The following is an 18125-nucleotide window of genomic DNA, read 5'->3' on the forward strand; positions in this document are numbered from 1 at the left end:
AGTAGAACGATCATTCTCCTTGGTCAATGCTAGATTCGAAATGTCTATTTTTTCGGACATGGTGTAAGCTCGTGGGTTCTTCGGATTCGACCCATTTGCGAGCCCTATGCCGTCGCTTTTCAAACGTTCCCTGCTGCCAAAACTGCGCAGTTTCCCGCTGACCGCCGATGCGGTCACCATCCTTGATGGCGCTGCCGAGTTCCGTCGTTGCCTGCTGGAGCAGATCGCCCAGGCGACCCGGCGCATCTACATTGTCGCGCTGTACCTGCAACAGGATGAAGCCGGCCAGGAAATCCTCGATGCCCTGCACGCCGCCAAAGCCGCACGTCCGGAACTCGATGTGGTGGTTGTGGTGGACTGGCTGCGGGCCCAGCGCGGCCTGATCGGTGCAGGTAAACAGCCGGGCAACTCGGCCTGGTACCAGCAGATGACCCGCGACCACGCCAGCGAAGTGCCGGTGTATGGCGTCCCGGTCCAGACCCGCGAATTGTTCGGGGTGTTGCACCTCAAGGGCTTCGTGATCGATGACTGTGTGATCTACAGCGGCGCCAGCCTGAACAACGTTTACTTGCACAAGTTCGACAAGTACCGCTTTGATCGTTATCACCTGCTGCGCAACCGCGCGCTGGCCGACTCCATGCAACACCTGGTGCAACACGGGCTGATCACCTCCAAGGCGGTGCACCGCCTGGACCTGCCGAACCTGCCGAGCACCCGTAGCCTGCGCCACGACATTGGCGATCTGCGCAGCCGCCTCAAGCATGCGGCCTACGACACCGCCGCCGGTGAGGTGGTCAAGGGTGGCCTGTCGGTGAGTCCGCTGCTGGGAGTGGGCAAGAACAACCCGCTGAACCGGGTGATTTGCGAACTGATTGCCAGTGCCCAACAACAACTGACCATTTGCACGCCGTACTTCAACCTGCCCTTGCCGGTCACCCGCGAGATCAACCGGGCCCTGGCCCGTGGGGTGAAGGTCGATATCGTGGTCGGCGACAAGACCGCCAATGACTTCTATATCCCGCCAAGCGAGCCATTCCGGGTCATCGCGGCGCTGCCATACCTCTACGAGATCAGCCTGCGGCGCTTCGCCAAGCGACACCAGCGGGTGATCGACAGTGGGCTGTTGAACCTGCACCTGTGGCGTGACGGTGACAACACCTATCACCTCAAGGGCATGTGGGTCGACGAGCGCTACACCCTGTTGACCGGCAACAACCTCAACCCGCGGGCATTTCGCCTGGACCTGGAAAACGCCTTGTTGATCGATGATCCCAAGGCCGAGCTGCAGGAGCCCCGTCGTCGCGAGCTGGCGCAGATTTTCCGCAATACCAGCCGTATCGAGCGTTATCAGCAACTGGAGACGCTGCTGGAGTACCCGCCGGACGTCAGCAAGTTTCTGCGTCGGGTCAGCCGGGTACGGATCGAGCGTCTGCTTTATCGCATCCTCTGAGGCTCAGCGCGGCTTGCGCGACGGCCACACCGCCACCAGCACCAACAGGGCGGCAGCGCAGAGGTAGGGCAGGCGCGGTTCCAGGGCATAGATCAGGGTCCCGGCCAAGGGCCCGATGACCACGCCAAAACCCTGGGCGGCACCGATGCTGCCGGCCGTGGCGCCTTGTTCGCCGGCCTCCACGGCATTGGCGGCCAGGGCGGCGAAGGACGGGAAGATCCAGCCCATGCCCGCCGCAGAGACAAAAAAGCACAACCACAGGCCCCAGGCCGTGTCGGCCAACATGCTGCCGGCATAGCCGCATGCTGCAATCAGCGCGCCGATGCGAATCAGGCGCTGCGGCGACCAATCCAGTTTGCGCACGATCAACTGCGCACAAATCAGCGCCAGGCCGACCATGGTCAGGGCGATGCCGGCGGTTTGCGCCGCTTCGGCCGGGCCCATGCCCAGGCGGTCGATGGCGTAGAAGCCGACAGTGATCTGGGCGATCGACACACAGAGCATGGCCACGAAGGCCACGGCCATTGGCCGGCGCAGGCGTGGGTCGTTGAGGCGTACGCTGCGCGGGGCTTGCTTGAGGTGCAGTTCCTGGCCCTTGAGCTTGAACCGCAGCACCAGGAACGCCAGCAACGGCAGCAGGGCCATGGCGTAGAACGGCAGGCTCAGGCTATAGCGCGACAGCAGGGCAGCAATCGCCGGGCCGATTACCAGGCCACAGGCGTTGGCGGCGCCCAGTGAGGCCATGGCGGGAGCGCGAAGACGGGGTTCGAGGTTGTCGGCGATCAAGGCGTTGCAACCCACCGGAATCGCCGCGTAGAACACGCCAATGATCCCGCGTCCGAGCATGATCCCGATAAACCCCACCAGGGCCGACGGCAGCCATTGCAGGGAGAGGTCGATGAACACGCAGAGCGCCCAGTAGGCGAGGGTGAAACCGCCGACGCCGAGCAACAGGATATGCCGGCGTCCACGGCGGTCGCTGTACTCGCCCCAGGGTCGGGCAAGGATCATCCACAGTACGCCGGACACCGTCACCGCAGCCCCGGCTTGCCAGGTGGCCATGCCCAGCACCCGGGAAATCGGGCCGATCAGCGAAACAAAAGCCATCATCGCCATGGTGCAGGCCATGTTGGCGACCAGTAGCGGGCGCAAGTCAAAAGTACTGTGCGTCAGTGCGGTATCGGCACTGGCGGTGGGCGTGGTCATGGGCAACATCATCCGTGAAAGTCGAGAGCGTGGGTGATGGTAGCCAAATGCTCACGATCCACATAGGTCGGAGTGAAAATCCGTTGCTGTGGTGATGGCTGATTAGATGTGGGAGCGGGCTCGCCCGCGATGGCGGCCTCTGACTCATCCTGGATCTCGGGAGTACCCCAATCCCCCGTAGCAGCCTCGCAGGCCCTCGCACTTCGGGACAAAAGAAATAAAAAAGCCCCGTCACCAGGACAGGGCTTTTACTTGTAGCGTTTCACTTGAAACTGACAGCTGACCTTAGAACACCACGCCTTGGCTGCGCAGGTAGTCGTCGTAGGTGCCGCTGAAGTCGGTCACGCCGCTTGGGCTCAGCTCGATGATGCGAGTGGCCAGGGACGATACGAATTCACGGTCGTGGCTGACGAAGATCAGCGTGCCCGGGTAGTTCTCCAGCGCCAGGTTCAGCGCTTCGATGGATTCCATGTCCAAGTGGTTGGTCGGTTCGTCCATGACCAGCACGTTTGGCTTTTGCAGGATCAGCTTGCCGAACAGCATGCGACCTTGCTCACCACCGGAGATGACCTTGACCGACTTGAGGATCTCATCGTTGGAGAACAGCATGCGGCCCAGGGTGCCGCGTACCAGTTGCTCGCCACCGGTGGTCCAGCGACCCATCCAGTCGAACAGGTTGGATTCGTCTTCGAAGTCCGACGCGTGGTCCTGGGCGTAGTAGCCGATTTCCGCGGCGTCGGTCCATTTCACGCTACCGGCATCCGGGCTCAGCTCGTTGACCAGGGTGCGCAGCAGGGTGGTTTTGCCGATGCCGTTAGGGCCGATGATCGCGACGCGCTCGCCGGCTTCAACCTGGAAGCTGAAGTCCTTGAACAGCGGCTTGCCGTCGAAGCCTTTGGCCATACGCTCGACGATGACCGCCTGGCGGTGCAGCTTTTTGGTCTGCTCGAAACGGATGAACGGGCTGACCCGGCTCGAAGGCTTGACCTCGGCCAGCTGGATCTTGTCGATCGCCTTGGCACGGGAGGTGGCCTGCTTGGCTTTCGAGGCGTTGGCCGAGAAGCGGCTGACGAACGATTGCAGTTCCGAGATCTGCGCTTTCTTCTTGGCGTTGTCCGAGAGCAGTTGCTCGCGGGACTGGGTCGCCACGGTCATGTACTCGTCATAGTTGCCCGGGAACAGGCGCAGCTCGCCGTAGTCCAGGTCAGCCATGTGGGTGCAGACGCTGTTCAGGAAGTGACGGTCGTGAGAGATGATGATCATCAGGCTCGAACGCTGGGTCAGGATGTTTTCCAGCCAGCGAATGGTATTGATGTCCAGGTGGTTGGTTGGTTCGTCGAGCAGCAGCACTTCCGGATCGGAGAACAGGGCCTGTGCCAGCAGCACGCGCAGTTTCCAGCCTGGCGAGACTTCGCTCATCGGGCCGAAGTGTTGTTCGATGCCAATACCCAGGCCCAGCAGCAGTTCACCCGCGCGGGATTCGGCGGTGTAGCCGTCCATCTCGGCGAACTCGGTTTCCAGCTCGGCAACGGCCATGCCGTCTTCTTCGGTCATTTCCGGCAGCGAGTAGATGCGATCGCGCTCGGCCTTGACCTTCCACAGCTCTTCGTGACCCATGATCACGGTGTCGATCACGCTGAATTCTTCGTAGGCGAACTGGTCCTGGCGCAATTTACCCAGACGCACGTTCGGCTCGAGCATGACCTGGCCGCCGGACGGATCGAGGTCGCCGCCGAGGATTTTCATGAAGGTCGACTTGCCGCAACCGTTGGCGCCGATCAGGCCGTAGCGGTTACCTGCACCAAATTTGACCGAGACGTTCTCGAACAACGGCTTGGCGCCGAACTGCATCGTGATATTTGCTGTGGAGATCAATTACTTTACCTTTCAATAGCTTAGGTTGCGCATTTTGCAGCCGGGAGCAATTTCTGACCCATCTGGAGTATGTTTCGCTGCACTCCAGCCTGAGCGTGAGTTGATCCATCGCGCATAAGTAGACAGCAACATCGGCGGGTGTTGGCCGAGTTGCTGGGAAATGAATGCGGGGTTCATGCCAGACATAACGCATATTGTCGCATAGACGTGACGACAGTTGTATGGCGGTCTGTATTGCGATCGCAGTGTTTTCGTCGCCGATTTGCCCGGTGCGCGTGCTGCAGGCGTCTGTCCAAGGTGCCCGCTGTTGTTTGATGGCGGGAAAAAACAAGGTGCTTCAAGGACTCTTCCTGGTGGTTTTCTCCGACGGTTTGTCTATTTTTTGGTGAATGCCAGCGCGTGCGATGCTCGTTCATTGAGCAGGACCAAGCGATCACCGCCACTCTTCAGCAAGGATCCGCCTTGGGCTTCGAGGACCTTGTAGACCATGTGCCCGCTAGCGCGACCACCACTGATTCCGATCTGGACTGGGCCGGTCATCAGGTAGGGATTCCTAATTGCTCCAGGCAGCCGATTGCCTCGCCGGCTGGCGTGATTCGTTGAGGTGGGTTATTTCTATTATCTCGACACTTTTGTTACTGACGGAGTATTTCAATGAAGCGATCACTGCTTGGCGCTTTGGTTGTATTGACTGCGGGGACTGCGAATGCGGGGATTCCGCTAGTCAACGCGACCTGCCCAGGAAACATTGAGGTACACGCCGATGAGGGGGGGCCAATCTATATCAACGGTAAAGAAGCCAAGCTGAAGAAGTTCAGTGAGGCTTATTTCGAGGCCAAGGGCAGTCACGTCACGATCTCATTGATGGTGAATCCCGACGGTTCTCCAAGTGTTTCATACACCGGCAAGGGCAAGGCGAATGGTGTTTGCCAAGTCAAAGAGTAGACATCAGGAACATGATGATTAGCCTGGGTATATAAGCAGGGTATTCCAACAAGCGCACCGATGGCCCTGGCCAGAGGCTGGATACCAGCAAGCGCAAGTACACACTGACTTTCCCGGCCGGCAAACTGCCGCCAGTCAATGCCTTCTGGCCAGTGACCATGTACGACGGCAAGAGCCAGGTGCTGGTCAAGAATCCGCTCAACCGTTACCTGATCAATTCGCCGATGCTGTCGGCGATGAAGAAAAACACGGATGGTTCACTGACGCAGCGCACCCTTGAGCGCAGCATCGTCCGAAACGTGAAGGTTCGCGGTGCTGGTGGAGCGGAACGACGTCCAATCGTGCTGATGAAAATTTGCATCGGCAAGCCAGTCTACAACGAACAGTTTTCTCTCAATGATCGAGGGGAAATGAACTATCCGGTACTCATTGGGCGGAACACCATTGAGCACCTGGGCCTTGTGGATGTCACCAAGGCCTTCACGATGGAGCCTCATTGCGCTAAGGACTTATCCTCGAAATAGCGGGCTAAAATCCACCAACTGCATATCAGCGCCATTAACACCCCCGCAGCTATTTGGCTGCCTGGGCATGGTGCTGGCATGAGTGCGAGGCGATTTTGGATGCCTAGCCAAACAGGTTTTCGAGGGTCGTGATGAAAACTACTGACAAGCCGGGCGATGTTTCAACTACTGCGCCAATCCAGAAGCCGTCAACCGGCAATGTCTGGCGCACCATGCCTGGCGGCATCTGGGCATTGGGCTTCGTCTCGATGCTGATGGACATTTCCTCAGAGATGATCCATGCATTGCTGCCGCTCTATATGGTCACCGTACTGGGTACCTCCGTTTTGGCCGTGGGGTTCATCGAAGGCATAGCCGAGGCTACGGCCTCGATCACCAAGGTATTCTCCGGGGCACTGAGTGATCGATGGGGCAAGCGCAAATTGCTTGCGGCGCTGGGCTATGGACTGGGGGCACTGTCCAAACCGATCTTTCCTTTGGCAGGCTCGCTGGATTGGCTGATCGGGGCTCGCTTTATCGACCGCATTGGCAAAGGTATTCGCGGCGCCCCGCGCGATGCGTTGGTCGCCGACATCACGCCGCTCGAGATACGGGGGGCAGCTTTCGGACTGCGGCAAACTCTGGATACCGTTGGTGCATTCCTGGGACCGTTGCTGGCGATCGGATTGATGTGGCTGACCGCGAACCACTTCCAGTCTGTGTTCTGGGTGGCCGTCATCCCGGCCTTCCTTGCCGTCGCGGTGCTGCTGGTGTTCGTTCATGAGCCCAAACAAGTGGAAGGGACGCGCCGGGTGCATGCGCCTTTGAGCCGGCGGGAATTAGCCCGACTGGGCGCTGCCTACTGGTGGGTGGTGGGTGTCGCTGCGGTGTTCAGCCTGGCGCGTTTCAGCGAAGCCTTTCTGATTCTGCGCGGTCAGGCAGTCGGGCTGGCGCCGATGTGGGCGCCGGCGGTGCTTGTCCTGATGGGGGTGGCGTACTCACTGTCAGCCTATCCCGCCGGGGCATTGTCTGATCGTGTCAGCCGCGTGGCGGTGCTCGGCATAGGTCTGATATTGCTGATTGCTGCCGACCTGACTCTGGCATTCGCGCCGGGTATCGGTGGCCTGGTCGTTGGCGTCGTTCTATGGGGGCTGCACATGGGGTTCACCCAAGGGATATTCGCCGCACTGATTGCCGATTGCGCGCCGGCTGAACTGCGCGGAACGGCATTTGGCATGTTCAATCTATCGACCGGGTTGGCCTTGCTGCTAGCCAGTGTCATCGCTGGGGCGTTGTGGGACACGGTAGGCTTGCAAGGCACCTTCTTGATGGGTGGGGGCTTTGCTGTGCTGACTTTTCTGGGGTTGTGGGTGATCCAGGCAAAAGTTCAGGTTCGATAGCGACTCAGTGACTACCGATATCACGGCAGCTCCCTCTTACATGGTCGAATACAGGCCCTCACGACAGGCAGCTATCTCACCCGCTGTCAGAGCTAGTTCATCTCATTTACTGGTCAACGCCGCGCCCATTGAGCCAGGTAGGCTTGGGCCGCGTGAACGGCCTCCCGGCACAAGGTGGCAGAGATGCTTCCTTCCTGCGCGTAACCATATTTCATACAGGCGAAGGCAATTTCCACCGAGAGGACAGCCGCATCCGGAGACTCTGGTAGCGCGGTTAATGCGCTCATTTTGGTGCGCAGCAGTGTACTGATGGCCTGATTCTTTACGGCATGGGCTTGGTCGTCGCCATCGGCTAGCGCGCCTCGCAACAACAGGATGCTGGCGACTGGGTGGCGGTTGTAATAATCCGTGGCTGTCTCGATCAGCACCTGGACCCAGGCTCTCCAGTCATCGTCAGCAGCGTTATCGAGCCGCGCCTCGCTCAACACCACCACCAAGCGCTCCATGTGCAGCCTGGCGAGATGAGAGAAGAGCGCGTATTTGTCCGGAAAAAATGGATAGATTGCTGCTCGCGGGACGCCAGAGGCTTCAGCAATTGCCGGAATAGAGGTCTTCTCGGGGCCGAGTTGCTCCAATAGTTGCTCGGCAGTCTCCAGCACTTTGGTCATGCGAGCAGCGGAGCGCTCCTGTGCGGGTTGGCGAGGGGGCGTGACTTTGGCGTTGCTTGTCCTTAAATCCAACATAAGTTATATTTTTCCCGTTTCTAACATAAGTTGGATTTTACATTGATCTGGCGTTAAGCCAAGCATCGCATTCTCGGGAGCAGACCGTATGACTTACTCAGAACAGGCCGAATGGCGGGCCATTCAACAGTTTCTTCCGCAAGGCTACCGGCTTAAACCTGATCAGGAGCCAACGGAAGAGTGGTGGCAATGGTGCCAACACAGCATCCACCTGGACTGCTACCGCAATGCCGCAGCGCCCATGAAAGTCATATTGCTGCACGGTGTCGGCACCAACGGGCGACAGATGTCGACGATTCTGGGGGCACCATTGGCGCGTCTCGGTTATGAAACCATCGCTATCGATATGCCCGAGTATGGAGTCTCTCGTGTTGGGAAAGGATCGCTGGTTACCTACGACGACTGGGTACAAGCTGGCAGCGATCTGGTTGATGCTGAACTCGCTCGCGATGATCGGCCCATCGTGTTGTACGGGCTGAGTGCCGGTGGTATGGAGACCTATCACATCGCCGCCCTGAACCGGAAAGTTAAAGGCATTGTCGGGATGACCTTCCTCGATCAACAACTGCAACAGGTCCGCGACGCTACAGCTCTGAATCTGTTTATGAGCCGAGTTGGCGTGCCGCTGGCCAAGTTCAGTGCCGTGGGGCCGCTCGCGGGTCTGCGTATGCCGATGTCTATCGCCGGTAAAATGCACGCGTTGGTGAATAACCCTGAGGCACTCAAGGTCTGCTTGGCCGATAAAACCTCAGCGGGGAAATGGGTCACCATGCGTTTCTTGGCCAGCTACATGTACTACCGGCCTGCTGTCGAGCCGGAGGACTTTGATGTCTGTCCGATACTGCTGACACAGCCCGCCCAAGACCGCTGGACTCCGCTTGAGTTGAGCAAGCTGTTCCTTCGCCGAATCACGCACGTGCCGGTAAAGACCGTACAACTGGAGCACGCCGGGCACTATCCTTTGGAACAGCCTGGCCTTGATCAGATGGTGGCCTCGATTCACCAATTTCTGTTGGCGTGCGCGTAGTTATCGCCGCACATTCAAGATCACCGTCTTGGCCGGCACGGCCATGGGTCTGGCTGACGACGCCATGGACTCGCCGATTCGAGCCTAAGTAGGCTGAAGGCATACAACAAATGGAGTCACATATGGAGTTCAATAACCGCGTGGTCTGGGTTACCGGAGCCTCATCGGGCATTGGCGAGGCACTGGCCCGACTGCTGTTGCAACAGGGGGCCTTCGTTATTCTGTCTGGCCGGCGCGAAGCGGCGCTGCAGTCCGTCGCAGCACAGGCGGCAGAGCGCGCGCTGGTGCTGCCCTTCGAAAGCACCGACTATGCTGCGCTACCCCTGGCAGTCGAGCGCGCTCGGACTTGGCGCGGGCGCATTGACTGCCTGATTAACAATGCGGGCGTCAGTCAACGTAGCTTGGCGCTGGACACCCACTTCGAGGTCTATCGCCAGTTGATGGAAGTCGACTACCTAGCACCCGTGGCCCTGACCCAGCTACTGTTGCCGCACCTGGTTGCACAGGGCGGCGGCCAACTCGCGGTGGTCAGTTCGGTGGCCGGCAAGGTTGGCGCGCCTCTGCGCACGGGTTACTGCGCTGCCAAACATGCGGTTATCGGCTATTTCGAGGCGTTACGCGCCGAAGTCGAGCAGGCCTATGGCATCTCTATCAGCGTAATTCTGCCTGGCTCGGTGCATACCTCCGTGGCAACCAATGCGCTAAGTGGCGATGGTTCGCGCCGCGGACGCTCGGACATCAATATAGACAACGGCATGCAGGTCGAGGAGGCCGCGCGCCGCATCGTCGAAGGCCTGGCTGCTGGCCAGCGCACCATTGAGGTGGCAGAGGGAGCCGAGAAAATGGCGCTTTTCCTGCGCAATGCTGATCCGGATCGGCTCTTTGCCCTCACCGCCGCCGAAGGTGCGCGCCTTACAGAAGAGCGCGCCAGAAACGGCAGTGCGGGGATCGAGCCTGGCGATGTCCAGCACCTCGGTGCATAACACCTTTGGAGTCAACGCTCCACTTTATGGAAATGCTGCTTGTGTAGAGGATTACTAATGAAAGTGTATCCGCATAGCTGCAACCGACCGCTTCTGGCCGATTCTGTTGAAAAAGCCGGTCATGGTTTCCGCGGCTGAAAAGTACGCGTTTGAGATTGAAATCTTTACTTTTAGCAGAGGATTCCAGGCTCAGGTTTCGCGTAGCGATGCGCAATAAAGACGTTTTCAGCGCTCAGTATTGGGGCAGTCTGGACGAACTGTTTTTTTCAAAAGAATCGACCCAGAGCTGACATTCACCAAGGTTTGTTTTCGACCAGTTACTGTCAAGAGAGTAACCGGTCGAAAAAAAGTTTGTAGTTGTCCAGACCATTGAATTACAGCTTATGCCGCGCGGCATACAGGCAGATCATCTCCATCGCTAACGCTGCCCCGGCAAGCGCAGTGATCTCGGCGTGGTCATAGGGTGGAGCTACCTCCACCACGTCCATGCCGATCAAGTTGATACCGCGTAGACCTCGCAGAATCGCCAAGGCCTGATGGCTCGATAGTCCGCCGCAGACCGGCGTCCCCGTGCCAGGGGCAAATGCTGGGTCGAGGCAGTCAATATCGAAGGTGAGATAGACCGGATGGTCGCCAACGCGCGCCCGGATAATCTCTGCCAGTTCCTTGGTAGAGCGATCATGCACTTCACTGGCGTTGAGCACCTGGAAGCCCATGACGTCGTCATTGGTCGTGCGCTGACCAATCTGGATGGACCGTGCAGGATCAACCAGTCCTTCGCGGACGGCGTGATAGAACATCGAGCCGTGGTCGATGCGCTTGTCCTCGCCGTCGGACTCCAGGTCATGGTGCGCGTCAAAATGGATCAACGACAGTGGACCATGCTTAGCCGCATGAGCTTGCAGCAGCGGATAGCTGATGAAGTGATCGCCGCCCAGGGTTAGCATCGCAGAACCCGCCGCCAGGATCCGTTCGGCATGGGCCCTGATCGCCGCAGGGGTGTGCTCCGGGGTGCCGTAATCGAAATAGCAATCGCCATAATCGACACAAGCCAGCAGATCGAACGGGTCAAATTCCCAAGGCCAATGACGCGCCCAGGCGGACTGTACCGATGCCTCGCGGATGGCCCGCGGCCCGAAGCGGCTGCCCGGTCGATTGCTGGTCGCTGTATCGAACGGGATGCCGCTGATGGCGATATCCACGCCTCGCAAATCGCGGGTGTAGCGACGCCGCATAAAACTGGTGATACCACCGTATGTCGGTTCACCCTCGGTGCCATACAGGCTGTCACGTGTCATCGCCTGATCGATTATTGAATTGTCATTTAGCATGGGATTCTCAATGCAAGTTGTTGAAGCTGACCCAGGCATGCGTACGCTCACGCAGCGCTCGCTGGGGCAAAGGTTGGTTTCTGTAACTCGGACTTGCCGTGAATGAGCGGGGTTGGCGCTTGACCGCGCCAATCCCATTGCGGTTTCAGCCGCTTGGCAAGGGCGGGGTCCGCACCGGGATCAAGCGCTTCGATCCAGTGGCCTCAAATGCCGACGCCAGGCGCAGCAGCGCTGAGTCGTCGTAGGCGCGCCCAGCAAATGTCAGGCCGACGGGCATGCCGATGTCCGGCATCACACCCATCGGCACGGTGACCGTTGGCACGCCGAGGTGACGGATGGCAAGGTTGCCGTTGGCGACCCAGACGCCGTTGCTCCAGGCGATATCCGCCGATTGCGGATCGACATCGGCATTCGCCGGGCCCACGTCGGCGACCGCCGGGAAAATCACCGCGTCGAGCCCCAGCCGATCCATCCACTCCTCAAGATCGATACGCCGGGTCTGCTCCAGCCCGCGTAGGCCATCAGACAGCGTGGCGATCTGATCCCATGGCGTGATGCCACGCTCGGCCATGCGCACGTATTCGTCCATGCCAATGGCCGGGCCATCTTCGCGGTCAGGTAAAGTGTCTGGGTCGTGCGGGAATATCTGCAGGCCATCGACGTCAGCCAGACGGTTAAGCTTGGGGTCGTTGTTGGCCTGCAAGAAATCATCGAAAGCCCAGGCGGTCAGGTCCCACAGTTCGTGATGGAGGAACTTCCTGGACACCAGGCCGCGGGTTAACACCGTCGGCGCTCCAGGTCGATCTCCCTCGCAATTGGAGACCAGCGGGAAGTCCGTCTCGACCACTTCGGCCCCGGCCGCTTCCAGAATTTTTCGCGCGTTCTCCCAGAGGGTTATCACCGAGGGGCGGGTGTTGATCCGCTGGCCTGTCGCCCAACCGATACCCGGCGCCTCGCTGGTGCCCGCGCCGGGGTCGGTATTGATGTACATGCGCGGAACACCCAAGCGCTTGCCGGCGAGTGCGGCGGGCCTGGCAAGCAGGTCCAGGTAGGAGGCGGGACGCACCGAAGCGACGCCGGGGATCGGCACCCAAGGCTGCAAGCGCCACAGGTCGCCACGTTTGTCGGCGTCTTCGGCCACCACCACGTCGAGCACTTCGAGCAGGTCGGCCATGGTCCTGGCATAGGGCACGACCACGTCCATGGTTGGCGTCAGTGGCCAGTTGCCGCGCACCGAAATCACCCCGCGCGACGGTGTATAGGCGCACAGACCATTGTTGGAGGCCGGCCCGCGACCGCTCGACCAGGTTTCCTCAGCAAGGCCGAAGGCGGCGAAACTGGCAGCGGTGGCCGTGCCTGCGCCATTGGAGGAACCCGAGGCGAAGGGTGCAGTGAGGTAGTCCGCGTTGTACGGGCTCTCGGCACGGCCATACACGCCGCGCTGCATACCGCCATTGGCCATGGGCGGCATATTGGTCTTGCCCAGGCAGATCGCACCGGCGCCGCGCAAGCGCTCGATGGTGAACGCATCGCGATAGGCAACCAGGTCCTTGAAGGCCGGGCTGCCGGACGCCGCGCTCAGGCCTTTGATCAGATAGCTGTCCTTGGCTGTATAGGGAATACCATCGAGCGGGCCGAGCGATTCACCACGGGCACGACGGGCGTCGGAAGACAGCGCTTCTTCAAGCGCATTCGGGTTGCGCACCACCACCGCGTTGAGGGCGGTGGGCGTGTTGGGGCCGTCGTAGGCATCGATCCGTGAGAGATAGGCCTGGACCAGCTCAACTGCCGTGGTCCGGCCAGCTTCGAGGGCTGCGCGCAGCTCGGCAATGGAAACTTCGGTGACTTCAATCATGCTTTTACCAATGGCTACTGGGTCTGCAAGGTGACTAGATTGGCGCCGCGTGCCAGCGAAACCGCATCGGCCATGCGCCTGGTTCCGTTGAGTTTCACTGGCGCAGCGCAATTTACTGTCAGGTTCCCGACTTGAGCTTGGTCCATGCACGGGTGCGAGCGCGTTCTGCACTGGACGGCAGAGGCACCAGCGCGAATAGAGAAGTCTGGATGTCGGCGGCGGGGTAGAGATTGGGGTTGTTGCGGATCTCCGGGCTGACCAGGGCAGTGGCGTCCTTGTTCGGGTTGGGATAACCGACGAAGTCGCTGATTGGGGCAATCACCTGTGGCTGCAGCAGGTAGTTGATAAAGGCATGGGCATCATCCGGGTTCTTCGCATCCTTGGGGATGGCCAGCACGTCGAACCAGACCGGTGCGCCTTCCTTGGGCAGCCGCATATCCACCACCACGCCGTTGCCGGCCTCTTTGGCGCGATTGGCTGCCTGGGAGAAACTGCCGGAATAACCCACGGCCACACAGATGTCACCATTGGCGATATCGGTCATGTATTTTGAGGAGTGGAAGTAGGCGACGTTGGGGCGGATCTTTTTCAGCAATTCTTCGACCTTCGCGTAGTCCTTGGCTTGAGTACTGTTGGGCGGTAGGCCCAGGTAGTGCAGGGCGATGGGAAACATATCCGTCGGCGAATCGGGAAGGGCTACGCCGCACTGCTTGAGCTTGGCAATGTTCTCTTCCTTGAAGATCAGATCCCAGCTGTCCACCGGCGCGTTTTCGCCGAGCGCAGCCTTGACCTTGGCCGGGTTGAAACCGATCAGTACGGTTCCGTACAAATAAGGCACGGCGAAACGGTTACCCGGATCGTTGGCTTCGATCAGCTTCATCAGTTGCGGGTCCAGATGCTTCCAGTTGGGTAGCTTGCTGCGGTCAAGTGGCTGGAAAGCGTCGGCCTGAATCTGCTTGGCGAGGAAACTGTCGGACGGCACCACCACGTCATAGCCGGAGTTGCCGGTGAGCAGTTTGGCCTCCAGGGTTTCGTTGCTGTCGAAGATGTCGTAGACCAGTTTTGCGCCGTTCTCCTTCTTGAAGTTGTCCAGGGTCTGCGGGGCGACGTAGTCGAACCAGTTGTAAACACGCAGGGTGCGCTCTTGCGCATTAGCGTTAGCAGTTAGCAGGCCAAGGCTGCAGATCGTAGCGAGGAGCGATCGGAGGAGTGGATGCTTGATCACTTTCTCACAGCTTTTTCCAACGTGGGAGGTGCGCCAGGACAGCGAGTCCGCTCCTTTATCGAGTTTTTGCCACGGCTGTTGTTGCTTGTACTTCATAGAACCACCTTTTGAATTATTGTCTTTGGCCTAGCTCCAAATGAATTGTTGCGGTTGCTCGAATCACAATCAATCTATATAAATTACAAGAAGTTCAGGCAGAAAAACTAAACGATAAGATCTCACGCCGATGTCTCCTCGGCTTCGTGCAGACGCTGAAGGGATGGACTAGTCAGCGACATGCACAAGCACACGCACGTCATCCTCGTGGCGCTGGGCGGTGATTCATCGTAGCTATTGGACCAGCCGATCTGGTCCGACGCTGCTAAGGAAAGCAATCTTGCTAATGCTTGCGCCCCATAGAGGGCAATTATCTTCAGCGCTAACCGACACCAGGAATGTGTTGGGTGATGCAATGCACACCACCGCCATTGCTGGCAAGGATGGTGCCATCAACACCCACTACTGGCCGTCCCGGAAAAATCTCACGGAAGAGCTTCAAGGCAGTTTCATCCGCAGGAGTGTTTGAAGTAGGAACCACAATGCCGACATTGGATTTGTAGAAGTTGATGTAGCTGAAGTTCTCTACCGTCAGGCCTGATACTTTGAATGTTGGCTGAACGGGCATCTTGGTAATCTTGAAGGGGCGGCCCCTTGCATCGGTGCTTTGTTGCAGCACTGCCAGGTTTGACGCCATCCTGGGCACGTTGGGGTTGGCTGGGTCCGATGGGTAATTCAATAGCAAATGTGCTGGCTCGATGTACGCAGCAACCAGGTCGACATGCCCATCGGTAGCAGCGGCGCCGTCGTCGCCGTGCACCCCATACGGCAGCCAGATCATTTTGGTCGCGTTATAGGCGCGTAGCAGCGCTGTCTCGATCTGTGCCTTGGTCATGCTCGGATTACGATTGGGATTGAGCAGGCACTGTTCGGTGGTTATGAGCGTGCCCTGTCCATCGGTAATCACTGCACCCCCTTCAAACACCATATTGACTGTTGATTTAGGCACATCAAGGGTGGCGCATACGCCGCTTGGCAATTGATCATCCAGGATGGCCGACCACCTGTTGCCCCAGCCGTTGAAAATGAAATCTCGCCCCAGCATGTCGCGTCCTGATGGGCTCAGTGCGAAAACTGGCGCGGTATCCCGGGTCCAGCAATCGTTGTATGGATACTCGATGACAGTAACGTTAGGGCCGCAGCGCTTGCGTACAACCTCGGTATAGCCGGTCATCGCCATCATCAATACCGGCTCGAACTGCGCAATGGCATTCGCTACGTTGATGACAGAATCCTGCATAGGTTTCAGCTGGTCCTCGTAGCTCTCGTCATAGGGGTACGCCATCAATACGCTCTGGTGTGGCTCCCACTCTGCGGGCACCCGGTAGCTGTTGGCGGCAGAGTTGGACTCTGCCGCCCAGGCCTGGCGTCCAAGCCCCGATGCGGCGATGGCCGTTGCAGTGACAGCCACCAGAGCGCCCATATTGAACCGACGCCTTCCCGGATTCGCAGGTCCCTCCATCGCGACTTGATCTGCCATCAAAGGCTCTTTTGCCAACTGAATGTCTTGTTCTTGATCCACGTAACGAGTCCCCCCAGGTTATCTAGCCAGATATCTCATTTTCCAAGGCGTGCTAGCGAAACAGGCAGTAGTGCAACGAGCCCATCCCTCATCACTTCTTTTGCCGCGCCTGTTGTTGCCTGTGCTTCGTAGGGCCAGCTATTGAGTTGTGGTCTTTGGCTTGCCTCTGCTGAATCTTTGCGGTTGCTCAAGGCACAATCAACCTATATAAACTGCCATGAAATCAAGCAGAAAAACTAAACGGTAGGCCCGCATGCCCTTACCTCCGCTCCATGCGTTTCGAGTATTTGAATGTGTTGCAAGGCTGGGCCATGTCGGTGCGGCCGCGGCTGAGCTGCATGTCACCGCCGGGGCTGTCAGCCAGCAGATAAGAGCGTTACAGGGCGCACTTGGCATCGATCTTTTCTACAAGCAGGGCCGCCACTTGGTGCTGACCGAACGAGGCTTGGCCCTACAACGTTCGGTAGCCCGCGGCATCGGCGAAATCACCGAAGGGGTGCGACAGATTTCCGAGGCGTACTTCCAGGAGCCGGCGACGAAAGTCCTGACCATTTCCACGGAACCGATTTTTGGCGCGGCCTGGTTGATGCCGAAGTTGTTCGCCTTCCGTGCAGAACATCCGCACATTCAACTGCGCGTCATTACTGCCGACGACATCAGCGAGGTGGACTGGCGCAGGGCGGATATCGCCGTGCTCTACGACGCTCCGACGTGGGAGGGCTTCTGGTGGCGGCCACTGCAAAACCTCCATATGTTTCCCGTCTGCTGCCCGCAATTGTTGCGCGGTCCGCGTGCGCTCAAGCAGCCGTCGGACCTCGTTCACCACCGTCTCTTGCATGAGGACGACGGCGCTCAATGGCGGCGCTGGCTACTTGAGGCGCGCTTGCCTTACCCAGGTGATGCCGATGTTCATCTGGAAGACTTCGGCATTGCCCTGCAGGCGGCGCGAGATGGGTATGGCGTTGCACTCAGCGACGAGATCAATTCATTGCGCGATTTGGATGAGGGCCGCCTGGTGCAGCCCTTTGCACTGAAGGTTCCGACGGGGATGGACTATTTCTGCATCTGCAACGAGGAGAGTCGCGATATCCCTGAGATAGTTTTGCTCATCGATTGGCTGATCAAGCAGGCAAAGATAGTCCCGGGCTACCCGTAAGCATTGGTGGGGCGTTTTAAGTTGCGCATTTTGTAGCCGGGAGCAATTTCTGACCCATCTGGAGTATGTTTCGCTGCACTCCAGCCTGAGCGTGAGTTGATCCATCGCGCATAAGTAGACAGCAACATCGGCAGGTGTTGATGGACTCACTGTTGCTCGACAGCGCGAACACGCAGGGAGTGGCCAACACCTTTGCAATCCCTGGTTTTCAGCCATTTGCGCAAGCGCCCGCGTGCATTGTCATAGGGCGATGCGGTGTTGAATTGGATCATTCGCCCCATCGTCCAGCGCTCATACCACGGGCACTCATAGAGGTCGGCGTTGGCGTGACTGCGGATGAAGGACACGATCCGCTGTTTCGCCATGTCGAGTCGCTCGAGCAACTGCGCAAAAGCAATGCCCTCGTAGTCGCGGTAGAACTTCTGCGCCAACTCGCCCAACTGGTTCCACTTGAAGCCGGTTTCCGGGAAGTCGATAACTTGCCCGCGAGCATCCATTTCCAGCCACTTCAACACCAATTCGTTCCAGCCCACGAGGTAGGCGACGAGGTTGGCAACGCTCATCTGAGTCCCTTTGGCGTGTCCCTCCAGGGTGCATTCGTCGAGCCATTGCGTTGGCACACTGTTGAGGGTGCAGAGAAGTTTTTCATAGCGAGTCTCTATGGCAGCCAGCAATTGCTCTTTGTTTTGCGGGACGGCCATGGCTCACCTATATCGTGAAAAAACCTGATCCTACCTCAGCACGGAGGAGGGGCTGTAACCCAATAAGCGCCATATCCGTGTTGAGCCCCGCGACGAAATACCGCAGC

15 protein-coding genes and 1 pseudogene are annotated in these 18125 nt (G+C 58.8%); 7 read left to right on the top strand and 9 right to left on the bottom strand.

The annotated features are described in order from the left end of the window. The first annotated feature begins 106 nt into the window (after window positions 1-106). On the top strand, window positions 107-1450 hold the full coding sequence (gene pssA, locus QMK50_RS26215) for a CDP-diacylglycerol--serine O-phosphatidyltransferase (RefSeq protein ID WP_095168358.1): 1344 nt from the start codon (window positions 107-109) through the stop codon (window positions 1448-1450). 3 nt (window positions 1451-1453) lie between these two features. On the opposite strand, the gene QMK50_RS26220 is transcribed toward pssA, so the two are convergent. The 3 genes from QMK50_RS26220 to QMK50_RS26230 all read right to left on the bottom strand — a co-directional run bounded on the left by QMK50_RS26220 (window position 1454) and on the right by QMK50_RS26230 (window position 5071). After that, window positions 1454-2656, bottom strand: a complete 1203-nt coding sequence (locus QMK50_RS26220; protein WP_095168357.1) for an MFS transporter — start codon at window positions 2654-2656, stop codon at window positions 1454-1456. Between the two features lie 285 nt (window positions 2657-2941). Beyond that, on the bottom strand, window positions 2942-4531 hold the full coding sequence (locus QMK50_RS26225; RefSeq protein ID WP_095168355.1) for an ABC-F family ATPase: 1590 nt from the start codon (window positions 4529-4531) through the stop codon (window positions 2942-2944). A gap of 375 nt (window positions 4532-4906) precedes the next feature. After that, a complete protein-coding gene (locus QMK50_RS26230) occupies window positions 4907-5071 on the bottom strand; it encodes a hypothetical protein (RefSeq protein ID WP_159995600.1) in 165 nt (54 codons plus the stop codon). A gap of 114 nt (window positions 5072-5185) precedes the next feature. On the opposite strand from QMK50_RS26230, the gene QMK50_RS26235 reads away from it, so the two are divergent. From QMK50_RS26235 to QMK50_RS26250, 3 genes and pseudogenes are all read left to right on the top strand, one after another. Next, window positions 5186-5476: a hypothetical protein gene (locus QMK50_RS26235; protein WP_320334406.1), complete on the top strand. Its 291-nt coding sequence runs from the start codon at window positions 5186-5188 to the stop codon at window positions 5474-5476. A gap of 35 nt (window positions 5477-5511) precedes the next feature. Next, a pseudogene (locus QMK50_RS27450) lies at window positions 5512-6000 on the top strand (DUF1214 domain-containing protein); the annotation flags it as partial. A gap of 212 nt (window positions 6001-6212) precedes the next feature. Beyond that, a complete protein-coding gene (locus QMK50_RS26250) occupies window positions 6213-7379 on the top strand; it encodes an MFS transporter (RefSeq protein WP_320334558.1) in 1167 nt (388 codons plus the stop codon). A 113-nt stretch (window positions 7380-7492) separates the two neighbouring features. Here QMK50_RS26250 and QMK50_RS26255 read toward each other — a convergent pair whose 3' ends face one another. Further along, window positions 7493-8047: a TetR/AcrR family transcriptional regulator gene (locus QMK50_RS26255; protein WP_202982084.1), complete on the bottom strand. Its 555-nt coding sequence runs from the start codon at window positions 8045-8047 to the stop codon at window positions 7493-7495. 163 nt (window positions 8048-8210) lie between these two features. Between QMK50_RS26255 and QMK50_RS26260 the strand changes: the two genes are divergently transcribed. Both QMK50_RS26260 and QMK50_RS26265 read left to right on the top strand, forming a co-directional pair. Next, window positions 8211-9149, top strand: a complete 939-nt coding sequence (locus tag QMK50_RS26260; protein WP_159995608.1) for an alpha/beta hydrolase — start codon at window positions 8211-8213, stop codon at window positions 9147-9149. 122 nt (window positions 9150-9271) lie between these two features. Next, window positions 9272-10132, top strand: coding sequence for an SDR family NAD(P)-dependent oxidoreductase (locus QMK50_RS26265; RefSeq protein ID WP_159995610.1), 861 nt, complete (start codon window positions 9272-9274; stop codon window positions 10130-10132). A gap of 374 nt (window positions 10133-10506) precedes the next feature. On the opposite strand, the gene speB is transcribed toward QMK50_RS26265, so the two are convergent. The 4 genes from speB to QMK50_RS26285 all read right to left on the bottom strand — a co-directional run bounded on the left by speB (window position 10507) and on the right by QMK50_RS26285 (window position 16161). Beyond that, complete coding sequence (gene speB, locus QMK50_RS26270; protein ID WP_159995612.1) at window positions 10507-11463, bottom strand: agmatinase; 957 nt, start codon at window positions 11461-11463, stop codon at window positions 10507-10509. 145 nt (window positions 11464-11608) lie between these two features. Further along, window positions 11609-13318 (bottom strand): amidase, encoded by a 1710-nt coding sequence (locus QMK50_RS26275; RefSeq protein ID WP_320334407.1) that lies wholly within the window; start codon window positions 13316-13318, stop codon window positions 11609-11611. Window positions 13319-13436: 118 nt separating this feature from the next. Further along, window positions 13437-14639 carry a polyamine ABC transporter substrate-binding protein gene (locus QMK50_RS26280; RefSeq protein WP_320334408.1) on the bottom strand — a complete coding sequence of 401 codons (1203 nt, stop codon included), beginning with the start codon at window positions 14637-14639 and terminating at the stop codon, window positions 13437-13439. A 322-nt stretch (window positions 14640-14961) separates the two neighbouring features. After that, window positions 14962-16161 carry an agmatine deiminase family protein gene (locus tag QMK50_RS26285; protein WP_202982085.1) on the bottom strand — a complete coding sequence of 400 codons (1200 nt, stop codon included), beginning with the start codon at window positions 16159-16161 and terminating at the stop codon, window positions 14962-14964. Window positions 16162-16414: 253 nt separating this feature from the next. Between QMK50_RS26285 and QMK50_RS26290 the strand changes: the two genes are divergently transcribed. Then, window positions 16415-17317 (top strand): LysR substrate-binding domain-containing protein, encoded by a 903-nt coding sequence (locus QMK50_RS26290; RefSeq protein ID WP_320334409.1) that lies wholly within the window; start codon window positions 16415-16417, stop codon window positions 17315-17317. Window positions 17318-17463: 146 nt separating this feature from the next. Here QMK50_RS26290 and QMK50_RS26295 read toward each other — a convergent pair whose 3' ends face one another. Beyond that, window positions 17464-18018: a ClbS/DfsB family four-helix bundle protein gene (locus QMK50_RS26295; protein ID WP_159995618.1), complete on the bottom strand. Its 555-nt coding sequence runs from the start codon at window positions 18016-18018 to the stop codon at window positions 17464-17466. Between the last annotated feature and the right edge of the window lie 107 nt (window positions 18019-18125).

Source organism: Pseudomonas sp. P5_152, assembly GCF_033989915.1.
Classification (GTDB): domain Bacteria; phylum Pseudomonadota; class Gammaproteobacteria; order Pseudomonadales; family Pseudomonadaceae; genus Aquipseudomonas.

Coding starts and splice junctions, on each gene's coding strand:
- QMK50_RS26230 (WP_159995600.1), bottom strand. CDS start 5,071: ATGACCGGCCCAGTCCAGATCGGAATCAGTGGTGGTCGCGCTAGCGGG.
- QMK50_RS26255 (WP_202982084.1), bottom strand. CDS start 8,047: ATGACCAAAGTGCTGGAGACTGCCGAGCAACTATTGGAGCAACTCGGC.
- speB (WP_159995612.1), bottom strand. CDS start 11,463: ATGCTAAATGACAATTCAATAATCGATCAGGCGATGACACGTGACAGC.
- QMK50_RS26280 (WP_320334408.1), bottom strand. CDS start 14,639: ATGAAGTACAAGCAACAACAGCCGTGGCAAAAACTCGATAAAGGAGCG.
- QMK50_RS26220 (WP_095168357.1), bottom strand. CDS start 2,656: ATGACCACGCCCACCGCCAGTGCCGATACCGCACTGACGCACAGTACT.
- QMK50_RS26250 (WP_320334558.1), top strand. CDS start 6,213: ATGCCTGGCGGCATCTGGGCATTGGGCTTCGTCTCGATGCTGATGGAC.
- pssA (WP_095168358.1), top strand. CDS start 107: ATGCCGTCGCTTTTCAAACGTTCCCTGCTGCCAAAACTGCGCAGTTTC.
- QMK50_RS26295 (WP_159995618.1), bottom strand. CDS start 18,018: ATGGCCGTCCCGCAAAACAAAGAGCAATTGCTGGCTGCCATAGAGACT.
- QMK50_RS26260 (WP_159995608.1), top strand. CDS start 8,211: ATGACTTACTCAGAACAGGCCGAATGGCGGGCCATTCAACAGTTTCTT.
- QMK50_RS26275 (WP_320334407.1), bottom strand. CDS start 13,318: ATGATTGAAGTCACCGAAGTTTCCATTGCCGAGCTGCGCGCAGCCCTC.
- QMK50_RS26290 (WP_320334409.1), top strand. CDS start 16,415: ATGCCCTTACCTCCGCTCCATGCGTTTCGAGTATTTGAATGTGTTGCA.
- QMK50_RS26265 (WP_159995610.1), top strand. CDS start 9,272: ATGGAGTTCAATAACCGCGTGGTCTGGGTTACCGGAGCCTCATCGGGC.
- QMK50_RS26235 (WP_320334406.1), top strand. CDS start 5,186: ATGAAGCGATCACTGCTTGGCGCTTTGGTTGTATTGACTGCGGGGACT.